This window comes from Ruegeria sp. HKCCD3925 (assembly GCF_057221175.1).
The window spans coordinates 408,485-424,219 of the sequence record NZ_JBWVBI010000001.1 but is presented as its reverse complement, the minus strand read 5'-3'; the positions used below and the strand labels follow the sequence as shown (position 1 = coordinate 424,219).

Here is a 15,735-nt window from a genome sequence, read left to right as displayed (position 1 = left end):
CTTTTTCGTCTTTTGACATGGCCTCACAATCGGGCTACTCAGCAGCTAAAGGCTGAAAATTCTGGGTAGTGATAAAAATGACTGACAGCAGGCGCACGGGCACATACTGCGGCTCGCGGGGGCGGAAAAGCAACATTTTGTGGCAGGCACTAACGTTCTTTTTCCTTTTTGCTACACCGGGTTTACTGGTTCTGACGCAGCCCGCGCAGGCGCAATCCTACACCATCAACAGCTTCGAGGTTGAGGGCAATCGACGGATCGAGACTTCGACGATTATCGCCCGCACCGGAATCGAACCGGGGCAGACTGTTACGGCAGGACAATTGAATGATGCCTTCCAGCGTTTGCTTGACAGTGGTGTTTTTGAAACAGTCGAACTTACACCGCGTGGCAGTACGTTGGTCATCGCGGTCGAGGAATACCCGACCATCAACCAGATTAGCATCGAGGGCAATCGCCGCGTAAAAGATGATCTCCTGCTCGAAGCGATATCGTCCCAAACCCGCCGCGTATTCACGCCTCAACAGGCCGAAGCGGACGCTGACCTGATTGCCGAAGTATATTCGGCGCAGGGCCGCGTATCCGCGACGGTTATCCCGCGCATCATTCGTCGCAGCGATAACCGTGTCGATCTGGTGTTCGAAGTCGCCGAGGGAACGACAATCGAGGTCGAGCGAGTCAGTTTTGTAGGAAACCGCGCGTTTTCGGACCGTCGACTGCGCCGCGTGCTTGAAACAAAGCAGGCGAACATTCTGCGGACCTTCCTTCGCGGCGACACCTTCATTGCCGACAGAATCGAATTCGACAAACAGGTGATCCGTGATTTCTACCTGTCACGCGGTTATATCGATTTTCGCGTCAATAGTGCCAATGTCGAATTCACCCGCGAACGGGATGCATTCTTTCTGGTTATGAACGTCACAGAAGGACAGCGGTTCTCGTTCGGTCAGATTACGACCGTCAGTGAGATCCCGGGTGTGGACCCGGCGCCTTATCAGGCGGCTCTGAAAGTCAAACCAGGTGTTATTTACTCTCCGACGGTGCTTGAGAACTCGATCGCGCGGATGGAGCGTCTGGGGCTGAAAAACGGCGTTGATTTTCTGCGGGTCGAGCCCCGGGTAACGCGTAATCCCCGCGATCTGACATTGGATGTCCAGTTCGTGCTGACCCGTGGCCCGCGTATCTTTGTGGAACGCATCGATATCGAGGGGAACACAACCACCCTGGACCGTGTGATCCGCCGCCAATTCGATACCGTTGAAGGCGACCCCTTCAATCCCCGCGAAATCCGCCAGAGCGCCGAACGTATTCGCGCCTTGGGTTTCTTCTCGGTCGCTGATGTGGAAACCCGCGAGGGATCGTCGCCAAGCCAGGTTATCGTGGACGTGGATGTCGAAGAACAACCAACCGGTTCGTTGAGCCTGGGTGGTAGCTACTCGGTCTCGGACGGTTTCGGGATCGCAATCGGATTGAATGAATCGAACTTCCTCGGCCGCGGGCAAAACCTGGGTATCACGTTGTCGACAGCTCAGGATTCTGAGCAGTACGTTATCAACTTTACCGAGCCTTATCTGCTGGGCCGTAAGCTACGCTTTGATCTTGGGCTTGGTCTGGCCAGCACCAATTCGAGCTTTGCCAGCTACGACACAAAAACAGTGTTCTTCCGCCCACAGCTGAGCTACGCGATCGGTGAATTGTCGGCGCTGCGTCTTCGCTATGGTTGGGATCGCAGCGAAATGACCCAGCAGAGCAATGAGCGGAACGGCGCTGTCATCTCATCAGAGATCGATCAGGGGAAACGAACCAGCAGTTCTCTGGGTGTGTCCTACGTATACGATAGCCGTATTGGTGGCCTGAACCCCACAGCGGGCGTCCTGTTCGAAGTCGGCGTGGATGCTGCTGGTCTTGGCGGGGACAATGAATTCTTCAAAACCACGGCACGGGCGATAGCCCAAAAACGCGTCCTCAACGAAGAAGTCGTATTGCGCGCGACGCTTGAATTGGGTGCACTGAACTGGACCGGGGACGATTTCAGCCGCACGCTCGACCGGTTTGTTCTAGGTCCTAGCACATTCCGCGGGTTTGAGCCTGCTGGTATCGGGCCGCGTGACCTTTCGAACGGGCAGGACGATGCCATCGGCGGCAACTACTACTGGGTTGCTCGTTTCGAATCGGACTTCCCGCTGGGGCTGCCCGAAGAACTGGGGCTGCGTGGCGGCGTCTTCTACGATGTTGGCAACCTCTACAATCTCAACAACGTCAACACCGCTGGCGCTGATATTGTTGGTGAAAGCGGTTCGATCCGGCATGTTGTAGGGGTATCCGTACTGTGGGAAACACCGTTTGGTCCGCTTCGCTTCAACTTCTCGCAGGCCCTCAAGAAAGAGGACTTCGATAAAGAGCAAAGCTTTGACCTGACCGTTCAAGCCAGGTTCTGATCGCGAATGATCACCGAAGTTAAGAACATCCTGCAGGGCCCGCTAAGGGCCCTGTGCGTTTTGGTACTTGTAGCTGTAGCAATGCCGCTGGGTGCGCAGCAATTGGGCGTGCCACAAACAGACGTTCTGACAATCTCCAGTGAGCGTTTGTTTGCAGATTCCGCCTTTGGGCAGCGCGTCTTTCGCGAGATTGAAGCCGAAAGCACCCTTTTGGCTGAAGAAAACGAACGGATTGTGGCGCAGTTGAGCAAGGAAGAAAAAGATCTGACCGAAAAGAGGTCAGATCTTTCGGCGGACGAGTTTCGCCCGCTTGCCGAAGCTTTTGACGAGAAAGTTCAATCACACCGTGACGGCCAGCGCGCCAAACTGGACGCATTAGCGCGGCGCGGCGAAGAGGCGCGTGGTCAGTTTTTTGAAATGGCGCAACCGGTGCTGATCGAATTGCTGCGCGAATTTGGCGCCTCGATTGTGATCGAGCGGTCCAATGTGGTTCTAAGCACGGACGCCTCAGATATTACCAACGCTGCGATCGCCAGGATCGATGCCGCTATCGGCGACGGCGCTACACTTGAAAACAATAACAACGAATAGGCTGGCTTGCCCTTGGGTACGGGTATTGCTAACCACGCTTGAAAGAGACATCCAGAACAGGACATCCGCACCATGACCACGGAAACCAAGAGCGCCGACATTCAGCTGATTCAGCGTATATTGCCGCATCGCTATCCGTTTTTGTTGGTCGACAAGGTTGTGGATATCGATGGCTATCAATCAGCGGTGGGCATCAAGAATGTCACCATGAACGAGCCGCACTTTCAGGGCCATTTCCCCGGAACTCCGATCATGCCTGGCGTGACCATTGTCGAGGCGATGGCGCAGACTGCAGGGGTTATGCTGGGTGTCGGCATGGATGTAATCGACAGCGAGTTGCTGATCTATTTCATGAATATCGACAAATGCAAATTCCGCCGCAAGGTCGTACCTGGCGATGTTCTCGAAATGCATGTCGAAACTGTACGCGGTAAGAAAGGTGGCAAGATCTTCAAGTTCAGCGGCCGCGCGACAGTCGAGGGCGAGGTTGCTGCCGAAGCTGAATTTTCGGCCTATGTCGACTGGGACATGGAAAAAACAACATGAGCGGTATTCATCCCAGCGCCATTATCGAAGACGGTGCGCAGATCGGGCAGGGTTGTACGATTGGTCCATTCTGCCATATCGGTCCGCAGGTCCGTCTGGGCGATCGGGTCGAACTGAAATCCCATGTCGTAGTCACCGGCGATACGTCAATTGGTGATGACACAGTGATTTTCAGCTTTGCTGTTGTCGGGGAAATTCCGCAAGACAAGAAATTCGGTGGCGAGAACACGCGCCTTGAAATCGGTGAGCGCAACCGTATCCGCGAACACGTCACTATCAACACCGGCACGGATGGCGGCGGTGGTATCACCCGGATTGGCGATGACTGCTTACTGATGGCCGGTGTCCACGTGGCGCATGATGTACAAATCGGCAACCGGGTCATTCTGGTGAATCACGCTGGCGCGGCTGGTCACTGTATTATCGAGGATGACGTCATCGTTGGCGGAATTTCGGGCTTACATCAGTTCGTGCGCGTAGGTCGCGGTGCCATCATTGGCGCGCTTACGATGGTCCCGAATGATGTGATCCCATATGGGCTTGTTCAGGCGCCTCGGGGCGAGTTGGATGGCTTGAATCTGGTCGGTTTGAAACGGCGTGGTGTAACGCGTGAGGATATCTCGGCATTGCGCGCGGCCTTCAAGGAACTGTCAGAAGGAGACGGCACCTTCATGGATCGCGCCACCCGGCTGGGCGAGGATGCAGACAACGAATATGTGCGCCAGATCGTCGAATTTGTGACGGGGCAAACAGACCGTTCGTTCCTGACCCCGAGGAAGTAGGCCAATGCTGGCATTGATCGCAGGAACTGGCGCTTTACCAGACGAGGTGGTCACTTGTCTGCCAAACCGCCCGCTGATCTGCGCTCTGGAAGGGTTTGAGCCCGATACACTGACCACCGACTTGGTTTTTCCATTGGAGCAACTGGGTAGCTTCATCGCCGATCTCAAAGCCCGCGGCGTGACCGAGATTTGCATGGCAGGGGCAGTGCGTCGTCCGACTGTCAATCCAGCTCGCATTGATGCGGCGACGATGCCGCTGGTGCCGATCCTGCAAAAGGCCATCATGGCCGGTGACGACGGCGCATTGCGCGCGGTCATTGGTTTATTTGAGGATGCCGGTTTGACGGTCCGTGCGGCGCATGAGATCGCGCCGGATTTGCTGCCGCCGCTTGGCTCATTGACCGAAGCCCAGCCTTCTGAAGCGGATCACACCGACGCAGATCGAGCGGCAGGAATTCTGCGCAACATGGGGGCGGCGGATATCGGTCAGGCTTGCGTAGTACTGAAATCCCAAGCGTTGGCGATCGAGGGCATCTATGGCACCGCATGGATGCTGCAATCCTTGACTCAGCGCCCCGACGCGGGCGGTGGCATTCTGTACAAGGGTCCAAAACCAGATCAGGATCGCCGCGCAGATATGCCTGCCATCGGACCCGACACCGTTTCGGCGGCCGTCGCGGCGGGCCTGTCGGGCATTGTCATCGAAAAGGGCGGCGTCATTGTTTTGCAGCGCGACCGCGTGATTGATGAATGCAATCGCCTTGGTCTGTTTCTTTATGTCCGCGAGCGCACGGTCTGATGCGCGTATTTCTGGTCGCCGGTGAACCTTCGGGCGACCGTTTAGGGGCCGCGTTGATGGAAGGTCTGCGCACCCTTTTGCCAGAGGTGCAGTTTGATGGGGTTGGCGGGCCGCTAATGCAGGCGCAGGGGCTGACCAGCCGATTTCCCATGTCTGAACTCAGCATTATGGGGTTGGTCGAGGTTCTGCCCAAGTTCTTTCACCTAAAACGCCGTATCGCTGAGACTGCTCAGGCAGTTCTAGACACGAAGCCTGATGTACTGATCACTATCGACAGCCCGGATTTCTCGTTGCGTGTGGCTAAGCTGGTAAAGGCCTCCAGCGAGATTCGCACTGTCCACTACGTTGCCCCCAGCGTCTGGGCCTGGAGACCGGGGCGCGCAGACAAGATGGCGAAAGTAATCGATCACGTCCTTGCGCTGTTACCCTTTGAACCGCCTTATATGGAGCGGGCAGGGATGGAGTGTGACTTTGTCGGCCATCCGGTTGTGAACGAACCCATTGCGTCCGATCAGGATATCCAGCGATTCCGCGCGGCTCATGATCTCGGCGACGCCCCCGTTCTGTTGGCATTGCCCGGCTCTCGACGGGGTGAGGTCGAGCGGCTGGCTCCGATCTTTGGCGCTGCTTTGCAGGAATTTCTGAAAGACCGTCCCGGTATGCGCGTGGTCGTGCCCGCAGTTGCACATATGGTTGATGCGGTCGTCGAACAGGTTCGGAACTGGCCGGGGAATCCGATAGTTGTCGATCCGCGGGAATTGCCCTCGGACGACGCGCAAGCGCAGAAACGGGCAGCGTTTGCCGCAGCTGATATTGCATTGGCTGCATCCGGCACGGTCTCATTGGAACTGGCCGCGCAGGCAACACCGATGGTGATCGCCTATAACCTCAACTGGCTGACCACGCTGATCGCAAAACGAATGGTTAAGCTGGACACCGTCACACTGGTCAATCTGGTCTCGGAGACACACGCAGTACCCGAATGTCTGCTGGATGAATGCCAACCGGACAAGATCGCTTCGGCGTTGGAACAGGTGGCCGCCACCCCCGACGCCCAACATCAAGCCATGGCGACGACGATGGAGCGTCTTGGTCGCGGTGGCGAAGCACCGGGTTTGCGTGCGGCAAGGTCCGTTTTGGACAGAATGAAATCGTGATGCTGGATCATGTGATCTTTGCTGCTTCTGCCTTCATGGCGCAGGTTTTGACCAATCTCGACAACCTTGCAGCTCTTGTAGCGTTGATGATGGTGTCTGGTCCGCGCCGGACCGTTGCGGGGTTCCTGCTGGCGCAGATGTTAATCATCGCTGCCGCCTTATTGTTGGCCTTGGGTGTCGATGATGTGGTGCCACATTGGGCTGGATATCTGGGCGTGTTACCACTTGGCCTCGGGCTGATCGGAGTTATCCGTCAGTTCCGCGGATCGGAGACCGAGGAGGCCCCTCAAATATCCACGGGTGCTTCGACATTCGTCACCATGCTGCTGTTCATAAGTCTGTCGATGGACACGTTCGCTGTGCTTGCGCCGCTATTGGCCGACTCAGCCCCCAGCTATCGGATTGCGGGTGTCACCGGCGCGGTGGCCGCAGCGCTGACGCTGACCATGCTGGGGCTTTGGGGTGCACAATCCCCAATCATGACCGGCGGTTTCGCACGTCGGCTTGAGAAACTGGTGCCTTACGTGATGATTTGTGCCGGGATCTATATCCTCAGCAACTCGTGGACTGACGCGATTTAGTAACCGCGCCAGATCCAGCCGCCGCCAAAGATACGGCTGCTATCGGTTTCGTAGAACACACAAGCCTGACCCGGAGAGATACCTTCCTCGGGCGTCAGCAATTCAACCTCGGCTGTTGTGTCCGAAAGGGGTCGAATAATCGCCTCACGCGGGGGGCGGGTCGAGCGGACTTTGACCGAAACATGCCATTCGTTCTTTGACGTGAACGGTTCGTCACCCAGCCAATTGATCTCGCGCACGGGAACGGTTCTTGTGGCCAACATCTCTTTGGGGCCGACAACAACCTGTTTCTTGTCCACATCCAGCTTGACCACATACAAAGGTTCGCTGAGACCACCGATACCGAGCCCACGACGCTGACCGATCGTATAGTGAATCACCCCGTTATGCTGCGCCAGAACGCGGCCATCGGCGTGTACGATCTCACCGGGTTCTGCGGCTCCGGGGCGCAGTTTTTCGATCACGCTGGCATAGTTTCCGTTGGGCACAAAACAGATGTCCTGACTATCCGGCTTGTCTGCAACGGCCAGCCCATATTGTGCCGCCATCTCGCGCGTGGCGTCCTTGGAGGGCAGGTGGCCTAACGGGAAACGCAGGAAATCCAACTGTTCCGGTGTGGTCGAAAATAGGAAATAGGACTGATCGCGATTTGCATCCTCAGCACTATGCAATTCGGCCCCATTTGCGCCCATCTTGCGCTGAATATAATGGCCCGTGGCCATGCAGTCGGCCTCAAGGTCCTTGGCGGTCTCAAGCAAGTCCTTGAACTTTACCCGTTCATTGCAACGGATGCAGGGCACCGGAGTCGCGCCGGCAAGATAGCTGTCGGCGAATTCGTCGATTACAGCGTCCTTGAAGATATTTTCATAGTCCAAGACGTAGTGAGGGAACCCGCGTTCTTCCGCCACGCGACGCGCATCGTGGATGTCGATCCCCGCACAGCACGCGCCTTTCTTGGCCAACGCCGCACCGTGATCGTAAAGCTGCAGAGTAACACCTACGACATCATAGCCTTGATCAGCGAGATGGGCCGCCACAACAGAGCTGTCCACACCGCCAGACATGGCCACGACAACCCGCGTTTCCGAGGGTGGTTTGGCAAAGCCAAGCGAGTTCAGCGGGGTCTCGGTATCGAGGGCCATAGGCGGTTCCTGTCCGGGTTAAGAAAGACCGGCAGAATATAAGAAAATTCTAGACACTCTCAAGGGGCGGTTTCACGCCCTTTTAAGTAGGCTGGGTGCAGCTTTGTCGCAGCAGCAGAAGGTATGAGAGATGTATTTGCACAAAGTGGAAGGTCCAAGGTCGGTCACCCTACCGGACGGGAGCGTGCTGACACGCGCCGATTTGCCTCCTGCGGATACGCGGCGCTGGGTGGCGTCGCGCAAGGTGATCGTCGTGCGTGGTGTACTTTATGGGTTGATTTCGTTGTCCGAAGCCAAAAAGCGCTATGGCATCAGCGATGAAGAGTTCAACTCGTGGGTCTCAGCAGTTGCTGAGCACGGGATCGATGCGTTGAAGGTAACGGCCTTAAAAAAATATCGACAACTTAAAGGTGAAAGTGAATAAATGATTCAACGGTAACGTCAGATTAACCATTTTTATTCAGGCTCAAATCAGTTGAAGAATTTGACCTAAATTGGAGCAGTGAACATGCGCATACTTCTTGTCGAGGATGATCCAACCACGTCCAAAAGCATCGAACTGATGCTGACACACGCCAATCTCAACGTGTATGCGACGGACCTTGGCGAAGAAGGCATCGATCTGGCCAAGCTATATGATTACGACCTCATCCTGTTGGACTTGAATCTGCCGGATATGAACGGCCATGAAGTGTTGCGCCAACTGCGCATAGCACGAGTAGAGACACCGATCCTGATTCTGTCGGGCGCTGATGACACCGAAAGCAAGATCAAGGGATTTGGATTTGGAGCAGACGATTATCTGACCAAACCTTTCCATCGCGAAGAGCTGGTGGCGCGCATTCATGCGATTATCCGCCGCTCTAAGGGGCATTCTCAATCCGTGATTCACACCGGGCAGGTCGCCGTAAATCTGGATGCCAAAACCGTAGAGGTGAACGGAAAAACCGTACACCTGACAGGCAAGGAATATCAGATGCTGGAACTTCTGAGCCTGCGGAAAGGGACAACACTTACCAAAGAAATGTTCCTGAACCATCTCTACGGCGGCATGGATGAGCCCGAGCTCAAGATTATCGACGTCTTCATCTGCAAGTTACGCAAGAAACTCAGCAATGCGACCGGTGGTGAGAATTATATCGAGACGGTCTGGGGCCGTGGATATGTCCTGCGTGATCCGCAAGCCAACAACATGGGTGAAACCCGCATGGCCGTGGGCGCCTAATCTGATCTGATTGCTACCGTCAATGGTCCGGGGCGGTAAATCCACTCGCGTGTCAGCACAACACTGGACCTGACCATGGCCTCGTCCTATCACTGGTTTTCAAGACGATGTGACAGGGCGGGGCCATGAGCGATACCACAGCAATCGCAGATCTGACAGAAGATGAAGCACGGGAAGAATTGGCCCGGCTCGCCAACGAACTGCTGCGGGCAAACCAGCTTTATCACACTGAAGATGCACCAGAAATTTCGGATGCCGACTATGATGCTCTCAAGCGTCGCAATGCCGAGATCGAGGCGCGTTTCCCCGAACTGAAACGCTCCGACAGCCCTACTGAACAAGTGGGCGCACGCGTTTCAGACGGGTTTGCAAAAGTGACCCACGCCGTGCGTATGATGTCACTGGGCAATGCGTTTGATGACACGGATGTTGCCGATTTTGACCGCTCGATCCGCAAATATCTGGGACTGGGAGATGAGGCACCGCTCGCCTATACAGCTGAGCCCAAAATCGACGGCCTGTCATTATCCCTGCGGTATGAGCAGGGTGAACTGATGCAGGCTGCAACACGTGGTGATGGTGAGACCGGTGAAAACGTTACCGCAAATGCGCGTACGCTTTCCGATATTCCACACCGAATTGAGGGTGCACCAGACGTTCTTGAGGTTCGCGGCGAGGTCTACATGTCTCACCATGATTTCGAGGCTTTGAACGCACGTCAGGTCGAAACAGGTGGAAAGACCTTTGCAAATCCGCGCAACGCTGCGGCTGGTTCGCTCCGTCAACTGGATTCCGAAATAACACGATCTCGCCCGCTGAAATTCTTTGCCTACGCCTGGGGTGAATTGTCTGCACCGCTAGCTGAGACTCAGATGGATGCAATTGATCGCCTCAAAACCTTGGGGTTCCAGGTCAATGCGCTGACAAGGCGTTGCTCAACGACTAATGAGATGTTGGAACATTACCGTCAGATTGAAGCTCAGCGCGCGACCTTGGGCTATGACATTGATGGGGTCGTATACAAGGTCGATGATCTGAGTCTGCAGGCCCGGCTGGGTTTCCGATCTACCACGCCCCGCTGGGCGATTGCGCACAAGTTTCCTGCCGAACTGGCTTGGACGCGGCTTGTAGCCATCGACATTCAGGTGGGCCGTACCGGCGCGCTTAGCCCGGTAGCGCGGCTGCATCCGGTAACCGTTGGCGGGGTAGTTGTTTCGAACGCGACCCTACACAATGAAGATTATATTGCAGGGCGGGACGCCAAAGGCGGAGTCATTCGTGAGGGCAAGGATATTCGCGTTGGAGATTGGGTTCAGGTCTATCGGGCCGGGGATGTGATCCCGAAAATCTCGGATGTTGATCTGTCGAAACGACCCGATGATGCGCGGCCCTTCGCTTTCCCGACGACATGCCCGGAATGTGACAGCGACGCGATCCGGGAAGAGGGGGATGCGGTCCGCCGCTGCACAGGGGGGCTGATATGTCCCGCTCAGGCGGTTGAAAAACTCAAACATTTCGTATCGCGCAAGGCGTTCGATATCGAAGGGCTTGGCGCAAAACAAATCGAGATGTTTTATGGCGATCCTCTTCTGCCAATAAACACACCCGCTGATATATTTACGTTGAAAGATCGCGACACCGAAAACCTGGCCCGGTTGAAAAACCGCGACGGCTGGGGCGAGACATCGGCAAGCAACCTGTTTGCAGCGATCGATGACAAGCGAACCATACCGTTTGCCCGTCTGTTGTTCGCTCTGGGGATTCGTCATGTGGGCGAAGTTGGTGCACGAGATTTGGCGTTGTTTTATCGGGAATGGGATGTAATGGCGGCCTCCATTGATACGGCCCGGCCTGCCGCGCTTGCGCAGCGTGCAGCCGATGAAGCGGAAGACGCCGAGAGAATCGCGGCTACTGCAGAAGCGAGACGCGCGAAAGTTAAAGAAGTTCGGGACGCGGCTTTCGCGCGAATGGATGTTTCGACAGATGCCGCGAGCGCCTGGGCTGATCTGATTGGTATCGACGGAATCGGCGCCACGCTCGGGTTGTCACTATCTGATGCGTTTGCCAATTCGGAGGAACGCCAAGCATTTGATGATCTGCGTAAACATCTGACGGTTGTTCCACCAGAGGCTCCTGCGTCAGACAGTCCAGTCGCAGGAAAAACCGTCGTGTTTACAGGAACGCTTGAAAAGATGACACGCGCCGAGGCCAAGGCCCGCGCCGAAGCGTTAGGGGCCAAAGTATCCGGCTCGGTCAGTCAGAAAACTGATTTGCTCGTGGCGGGCCCGGGCGCAGGGTCCAAGGCGAAAAAAGCGGCTGATCTGGGCATCGAAACCTTGGATGAAGATAGCTGGCTTCAACTGATTGGCGATCTATGAGCGGCAGGCCTGAACAGCTCTTTCCGCTGTTTGCGGGTCTTGAAACACTAGATGGTGTGGGGCCGAAGACCGCGCAGCTTCTGGGCCAATTAGGGATCGATTCACCGCGCGATGTATTGTTTTCGCTACCCTATGCGGTGATTGACCGGCGGCGACGCGATACGATTCAGGGCGCCGACCTTCCGACGACTCTGACTGTTGAGGTGACAATCGGCGCGCATCGAGCACCGCGGAACAAAGGGGGCGCATATCGCATTCATGTTGAAGACAGTCAGGCGGATTTCCAACTGGTGTTTTTTCATGCCCGAGGGGACTATCTGAAGAAGCTGTTGCCGGAGGGCGCACGCCGGGTGGTATCGGGAAAGCTTGAGCTGTTCGATGGCATGGCTCAGATGGTACACCCCGATCATATGGTAGCGCCTGAAAACGCAGGCGAATTGCCCGAGTTTGAGCCGGTTTATCATCTGACTCAGGGTGTGACGCAAAAAACTGCCTATAAAGCTGCTCAAAGTGCGTTGGCGCGAGTACCTGCATTGGCCGAATGGGCCGACCCCGCTCAGGTGGCACAACAGAATTGGCCAGATTGGACAACTGCTGTTCACGCGGCGCATCACCCACAAGGGGCGGACGACGTAGCACCTTTTGCGCCTGCGCGGGAACGTCTGGCTTACGATGAGCTGCTCGCACATCAACTGACGCTGGCCCTGGCACGACAGCGTGAGCGTAAAGCGCGAGGGATCGTCAGTCTCGGCACCGGTGCTTTGCAATCCAAGGTGCTGGCAAGCCTTCCATATCGACCAACCGGAGCGCAGACACGCGCGATCGAGGAAATCTCGGCAGATATGGCCGCTGAGACGCGGATGAACCGGTTGCTTCAGGGCGATGTGGGGGCAGGAAAGACTCTGGTAGCATTTGTTTCGCTGCTTATAGCCGTCGAAGCTGGCGGGCAGGGGGTGATGATGGCCCCTACCGAAATCCTTGCCCGGCAGCATCTTGAAGGGCTGCGTCCGTTGGCAGAAGAAGCCGGAGTTGTGCTGGAAATCCTGACCGGGCGCGACAAGGGGGCTGAGCGTCGAGCGAAGCTGGCTGCGCTGAAGCAGGGAGATATTCAGATATTGGTCGGAACCCACGCGGTGTTTCAGGACGATGTTGAATTCAAAGCCCTAAGGCTGGCCATCGTTGATGAGCAGCACCGTTTTGGCGTCCGCCAACGCATGGAGCTGTCCGAAAAGGGCCAACGCGCTGATGTGCTGGTGATGACCGCTACGCCCATCCCGCGCAGTTTGGCGCTTGCGCAGTACGGCGATATGGACGTCTCGGTGCTGGATGAAAAGCCGCCGGGTCGTAAACCGATCAAGACCGCAGTCGTCAGCACGCGACGCATGGACGAAGTTGTGGCCCATCTGCGCGGTGCGATTGATGCAGGCAAACAATGCTATTGGGTGTGCCCATTAGTCGATGAATCCGAGGTCTCGGACCTGACTGCAGCTGAAGAGCGTTTCAAAAGGTTGCGCGCGATCTTGGGGGACGATGTGGTGGGTCTGGTACACGGCCAAATGCCGCCCGCCGATAAAGACGCGGCAATGGCGGTGTTTCAGAGTGGTAAGACCAAAGTCCTTGTCGCTACTACGGTGATCGAGGTTGGGGTGAACGTGCCCAACGCCACGATCATGGTGATTGAGCGGGCAGAGATTTTTGGTCTGGCGCAGTTGCATCAGCTTAGGGGCCGAGTTGGACGTGGTGAAGATGCCTCAACCTGTTTGTTGATGTATCAGCCACCGCTTAGCGAGGGTGGTCGCAAACGGCTGGAGGTACTCCGAGAAACTGAAGACGGCTTCCGCATTGCCGAGACCGATCTGCAGATGCGCGGTGCGGGTGACTTGATCGGAACCGCACAATCTGGCCTGCCAAAGTTCCGGATAGCTGATCTTGAAAGGCAAGCTGGGCTGATGGCGGTGGCGCAATCAGATGCGCGCGCTTTGCTGTCCGCAGACCCCAAATTGACCTCGGATCGGGGGCAGGCTGCGCGTGTTCTTCTGTGGCTTATGAAGCAGGATCAGGCGATCCGTTTGATATCAGTGGGTTAGACCGAAAATCCCACTAAGTTCACAAATGTTCTCAAAAAGTTCTTTACCGACTCGTTAAAATATGAGAACAAAAGGTCAACAAAGGATTAAACCTGACCGGAGGTGAGACCATGCTGAGCCAGATCAAAACTGCCTTTACCCGTTCACAATCCACGATTTTGCAGGATGCAGCGGGCGCGGTTTCACTGGTTGTGATGCTGGTGGTTGCCCTTCACCTGCCAACCGGGTTCTAAGCCTTTCTGCCTGCGATCTCGTGCCGATCACACCGCGCTTGTCTCCCCGTCATAGTCAAGGGTGACCTGCCTGTCCCATTTCCCTTGAAGGGGCCTGCCTCGGCCCCGTGCGGTGATCCGGACTCTACATGAGAAACGCATGACTTGCCGCCGCCCTTTCCGCCCGGAAGGTGCGGCGGTTCTTTTTTACAGCTGTCCGGTTTTGATGATTTCGATCGTGGCGGATAGAACTGAATTTACGGCGACAGATGCAAGGATCATCCCCATCACGCGGCTGATGATCGCTGCGCCGGAATGCCCGATCAACCGAATGATCGGCTCGGCCAGCAGCATCAGCACAAACGCTATGGCTATAACGACCAGCATAACCAGTGCAGTGATGCTCTGATCGGCAACGCTGTATCGGTTGTTGTCCGTTAGAACCACTATCGCCAGCATCGCGCCCGGTGACGCAAGCGAAGGGACGGCCAAAGGGAAAATGGCCGGATTGGTCTTGTGCATTTTGTCGTCCAGGTCTTCTTCGGCCTGGCGCTGCTCGATCACCTGTTTGCTTTCGCCAAAGATCATGGTCAGAGCGAAGAGAAACAGAATAATTCCGCCTGCAACCTGAAACGAGTTAAGGCCGATATCCAAAGCCTCGATCACAAGTTGCCCAAAGATCAGAAAGAACAGCAGAATGCCTGCGCTGACCAACGCGGCCAGTAAAGCAGTTTTACGACGCGCACCCGTCGCGATTCCAGCAGTGACAGCGATAAAGACGGGGATGGTGCCGATCGGGTCGATCACGACCCAGAGCGTCACAAAATGTTCCAGCAAATTGTTCACGTTAGCCCCCCCCAATCATTGGGGGCACCCTATACGGCTTTGTATGGAAAAGCCAATCAGGCGCAGTTGGCTTGTTCGGCCTGCTCCATCGCCTCGGCGGTCGCGTCAAGCGCCAGCAGGATTGACGCGTGGCGGTTCTTGTAGTCCCGCGCGGGCATCAGGACTTCGAGTCCGTCAAAGGGCGCCTCGGGGGCAGGGCCGTCTTTTTTCAGCATTGCGGAAAGCTGATCACGTGCGGTTTCGACCTGCGACCGCGTCGCCCCGATCACGGCGCTGCCTACGATCGAAGCCGAGGCCTGACCCAACGCACAGGCCTTGACGTCTTGCCCAAAGTCCACGATCCGCCCATCTTCAAGCTTGACGTCTACAGTCACGGTCGATCCACACAAAGGGGCTCGTTTCTTTACCGTCGCATCGGGATTATCCAAGCGATCCAGATGCGGAATATCCGCAGCTAGCGCCAAGATGCGTCCGGAATAGAGCTTGATCAGATCGGTTTCGCCGCTCATGGCTTTCCCTCGTTGTCCATTCCCCATACATAATGGCGGGATTCTGGGATGCAAAAGGTTTTTGCGATGGCTGACGCAGTCTTGTTCGATCCGTCGACACTGAAATTCAACGAGGCGGGTTTGATCCCCGCGATCGCACAGGACGAAGCGACGGGCGAGGTTCTGATGATGGCCTGGATGAATGCCCAATCCATCGAGCACACGTTGGAAACCGGACGGGTTACGTATTGGTCGCGGTCACGACAGGCGTTCTGGATCAAGGGCGAAAGCTCAGGCCACTTGCAGGCCCTGGTGGATTTTCGCGTCGATTGCGACAGGGATTGCCTGCTGGTTGTGGTGAACCAAACGGGGCCAGCCTGTCACACCAACCGGCGAAGTTGTTTCTACACGGCCGTCCGCGATGGGACCGAAGTCGAACTCATGAAGCCGATGGAATAGTGGG

Annotated in this window: 16 protein-coding genes; 13 read left to right on the top strand and 3 right to left on the bottom strand. The window is 56.2% G+C overall.

Annotated elements, in window-relative coordinates; all coding sequences use genetic code 11:
• Window positions 1-77: 77 nt before the first annotated feature.
• The 7 genes from bamA (at window position 78) to AC2TEM_RS02100 (ending at window position 6,894) form a co-directional block, all read left to right on the top strand.
• Window positions 78-2,438, top strand: a complete 2,361-nt coding sequence (gene bamA / locus AC2TEM_RS02130; protein ID WP_170393133.1) for an outer membrane protein assembly factor BamA — start codon at window positions 78-80, stop codon at window positions 2,436-2,438.
• Window positions 2,439-2,444: 6 nt separating this feature from the next.
• Window positions 2,445-3,029: an OmpH family outer membrane protein gene (locus AC2TEM_RS02125; protein ID WP_170393132.1), complete on the top strand. Its 585-nt coding sequence runs from the start codon at window positions 2,445-2,447 to the stop codon at window positions 3,027-3,029.
• A 72-nt stretch (window positions 3,030-3,101) separates the two neighbouring features.
• Window positions 3,102-3,575, top strand: a complete 474-nt coding sequence (gene fabZ, locus AC2TEM_RS02120) for a 3-hydroxyacyl-ACP dehydratase FabZ (RefSeq protein WP_170393131.1) — start codon at window positions 3,102-3,104, stop codon at window positions 3,573-3,575.
• Window positions 3,572-4,357, top strand: a complete 786-nt coding sequence (gene lpxA, locus AC2TEM_RS02115; RefSeq protein ID WP_170405636.1) for an acyl-ACP--UDP-N-acetylglucosamine O-acyltransferase — start codon at window positions 3,572-3,574, stop codon at window positions 4,355-4,357. Before fabZ ends, lpxA begins: the two co-directional genes overlap by 4 nt.
• Before the next feature lie 4 nt (window positions 4,358-4,361).
• On the top strand, window positions 4,362-5,156 hold the full coding sequence (locus AC2TEM_RS02110) for a UDP-2,3-diacylglucosamine diphosphatase LpxI domain-containing protein (RefSeq protein WP_170421514.1): 795 nt from the start codon (window positions 4,362-4,364) through the stop codon (window positions 5,154-5,156).
• Window positions 5,156-6,313: a lipid-A-disaccharide synthase gene (gene lpxB, locus AC2TEM_RS02105; RefSeq protein WP_170421517.1), complete on the top strand. Its 1,158-nt coding sequence runs from the start codon at window positions 5,156-5,158 to the stop codon at window positions 6,311-6,313. Before AC2TEM_RS02110 ends, lpxB begins: the two co-directional genes overlap by 1 nt.
• Window positions 6,313-6,894: a cadmium resistance transporter gene (locus AC2TEM_RS02100; protein WP_170421521.1), complete on the top strand. Its 582-nt coding sequence runs from the start codon at window positions 6,313-6,315 to the stop codon at window positions 6,892-6,894. The genes lpxB and AC2TEM_RS02100 overlap by 1 nt, the downstream gene beginning before the upstream one ends.
• Here the strand turns inward: AC2TEM_RS02100 and mnmA are convergent.
• Entirely contained in the window at window positions 6,891-8,036 is a 1,146-nt protein-coding gene (gene mnmA / locus AC2TEM_RS02095) for a tRNA 2-thiouridine(34) synthase MnmA (RefSeq protein WP_170421523.1), read from the bottom strand. The genes AC2TEM_RS02100 and mnmA overlap by 4 nt on opposite strands.
• A gap of 130 nt (window positions 8,037-8,166) precedes the next feature.
• On the opposite strand from mnmA, the gene sciP reads away from it, so the two are divergent.
• The 5 genes from sciP (at window position 8,167) to AC2TEM_RS02070 (ending at window position 13,959) form a co-directional block, all read left to right on the top strand.
• Complete coding sequence (sciP, locus tag AC2TEM_RS02090) at window positions 8,167-8,460, top strand: CtrA inhibitor SciP (RefSeq protein WP_170393125.1); 294 nt, start codon at window positions 8,167-8,169, stop codon at window positions 8,458-8,460.
• An 84-nt stretch (window positions 8,461-8,544) separates the two neighbouring features.
• Window positions 8,545-9,261 carry a response regulator transcription factor CtrA gene (gene ctrA, locus AC2TEM_RS02085; protein ID WP_170393124.1) on the top strand — a complete coding sequence of 239 codons (717 nt, stop codon included), beginning with the start codon at window positions 8,545-8,547 and terminating at the stop codon, window positions 9,259-9,261.
• Between the two features lie 125 nt (window positions 9,262-9,386).
• The gene (gene ligA, locus AC2TEM_RS02080) at window positions 9,387-11,639 is read left to right on the top strand and encodes an NAD-dependent DNA ligase LigA (protein WP_170421525.1); all 2,253 of its coding nucleotides are present in this window, start codon (window positions 9,387-9,389) and stop codon (window positions 11,637-11,639) included.
• Window positions 11,636-13,726, top strand: a complete 2,091-nt coding sequence (recG, locus tag AC2TEM_RS02075) for an ATP-dependent DNA helicase RecG (protein WP_170421528.1) — start codon at window positions 11,636-11,638, stop codon at window positions 13,724-13,726. The genes ligA and recG overlap by 4 nt, the downstream gene beginning before the upstream one ends.
• Before the next feature lie 110 nt (window positions 13,727-13,836).
• Entirely contained in the window at window positions 13,837-13,959 is a 123-nt protein-coding gene (locus tag AC2TEM_RS02070; protein WP_255612104.1) for a hypothetical protein, read from the top strand.
• Window positions 13,960-14,145: 186 nt separating this feature from the next.
• Here the strand turns inward: AC2TEM_RS02070 and AC2TEM_RS02065 are convergent, their stop codons facing one another.
• Together AC2TEM_RS02065 and AC2TEM_RS02060 are read right to left on the bottom strand one after the other, a co-directional pair.
• Window positions 14,146-14,784: a MarC family protein gene (locus AC2TEM_RS02065; protein WP_170393121.1), complete on the bottom strand. Its 639-nt coding sequence runs from the start codon at window positions 14,782-14,784 to the stop codon at window positions 14,146-14,148.
• Window positions 14,785-14,840: 56 nt separating this feature from the next.
• Window positions 14,841-15,293 carry an iron-sulfur cluster assembly scaffold protein gene (locus AC2TEM_RS02060; RefSeq protein ID WP_170421531.1) on the bottom strand — a complete coding sequence of 151 codons (453 nt, stop codon included), beginning with the start codon at window positions 15,291-15,293 and terminating at the stop codon, window positions 14,841-14,843.
• A gap of 48 nt (window positions 15,294-15,341) precedes the next feature.
• On the opposite strand from AC2TEM_RS02060, the gene hisI reads away from it, so the two are divergent.
• Entirely contained in the window at window positions 15,342-15,731 is a 390-nt protein-coding gene (hisI, locus tag AC2TEM_RS02055; protein ID WP_170421534.1) for a phosphoribosyl-AMP cyclohydrolase, read from the top strand.
• Window positions 15,732-15,735 lie beyond the last annotated feature (4 nt).

Bases quoted from the DNA above. Each gene is read 5' to 3' on its own strand.
- bamA (WP_170393133.1), top strand. From the start codon at position 78: ATGACTGACAGCAGGCGCACGGGCACATACTGCGGCTCGCGGGGGCGG.
- AC2TEM_RS02125 (WP_170393132.1), top strand. From the start codon at position 2,445: ATGATCACCGAAGTTAAGAACATCCTGCAGGGCCCGCTAAGGGCCCTG.
- fabZ (WP_170393131.1), top strand. From the start codon at position 3,102: ATGACCACGGAAACCAAGAGCGCCGACATTCAGCTGATTCAGCGTATA.
- lpxA (WP_170405636.1), top strand. From the start codon at position 3,572: ATGAGCGGTATTCATCCCAGCGCCATTATCGAAGACGGTGCGCAGATC.
- AC2TEM_RS02110 (WP_170421514.1), top strand. From the start codon at position 4,362: ATGCTGGCATTGATCGCAGGAACTGGCGCTTTACCAGACGAGGTGGTC.
- lpxB (WP_170421517.1), top strand. From the start codon at position 5,156: ATGCGCGTATTTCTGGTCGCCGGTGAACCTTCGGGCGACCGTTTAGGG.
- AC2TEM_RS02100 (WP_170421521.1), top strand. From the start codon at position 6,313: ATGCTGGATCATGTGATCTTTGCTGCTTCTGCCTTCATGGCGCAGGTT.
- mnmA (WP_170421523.1), bottom strand. From the start codon at position 8,036: ATGGCCCTCGATACCGAGACCCCGCTGAACTCGCTTGGCTTTGCCAAA.
- sciP (WP_170393125.1), top strand. From the start codon at position 8,167: ATGTATTTGCACAAAGTGGAAGGTCCAAGGTCGGTCACCCTACCGGAC.
- ctrA (WP_170393124.1), top strand. From the start codon at position 8,545: ATGCGCATACTTCTTGTCGAGGATGATCCAACCACGTCCAAAAGCATC.
- ligA (WP_170421525.1), top strand. From the start codon at position 9,387: ATGAGCGATACCACAGCAATCGCAGATCTGACAGAAGATGAAGCACGG.
- recG (WP_170421528.1), top strand. From the start codon at position 11,636: ATGAGCGGCAGGCCTGAACAGCTCTTTCCGCTGTTTGCGGGTCTTGAA.
- AC2TEM_RS02070 (WP_255612104.1), top strand. From the start codon at position 13,837: ATGCTGAGCCAGATCAAAACTGCCTTTACCCGTTCACAATCCACGATT.
- AC2TEM_RS02060 (WP_170421531.1), bottom strand. From the start codon at position 15,293: ATGAGCGGCGAAACCGATCTGATCAAGCTCTATTCCGGACGCATCTTG.
- hisI (WP_170421534.1), top strand. From the start codon at position 15,342: ATGCAAAAGGTTTTTGCGATGGCTGACGCAGTCTTGTTCGATCCGTCG.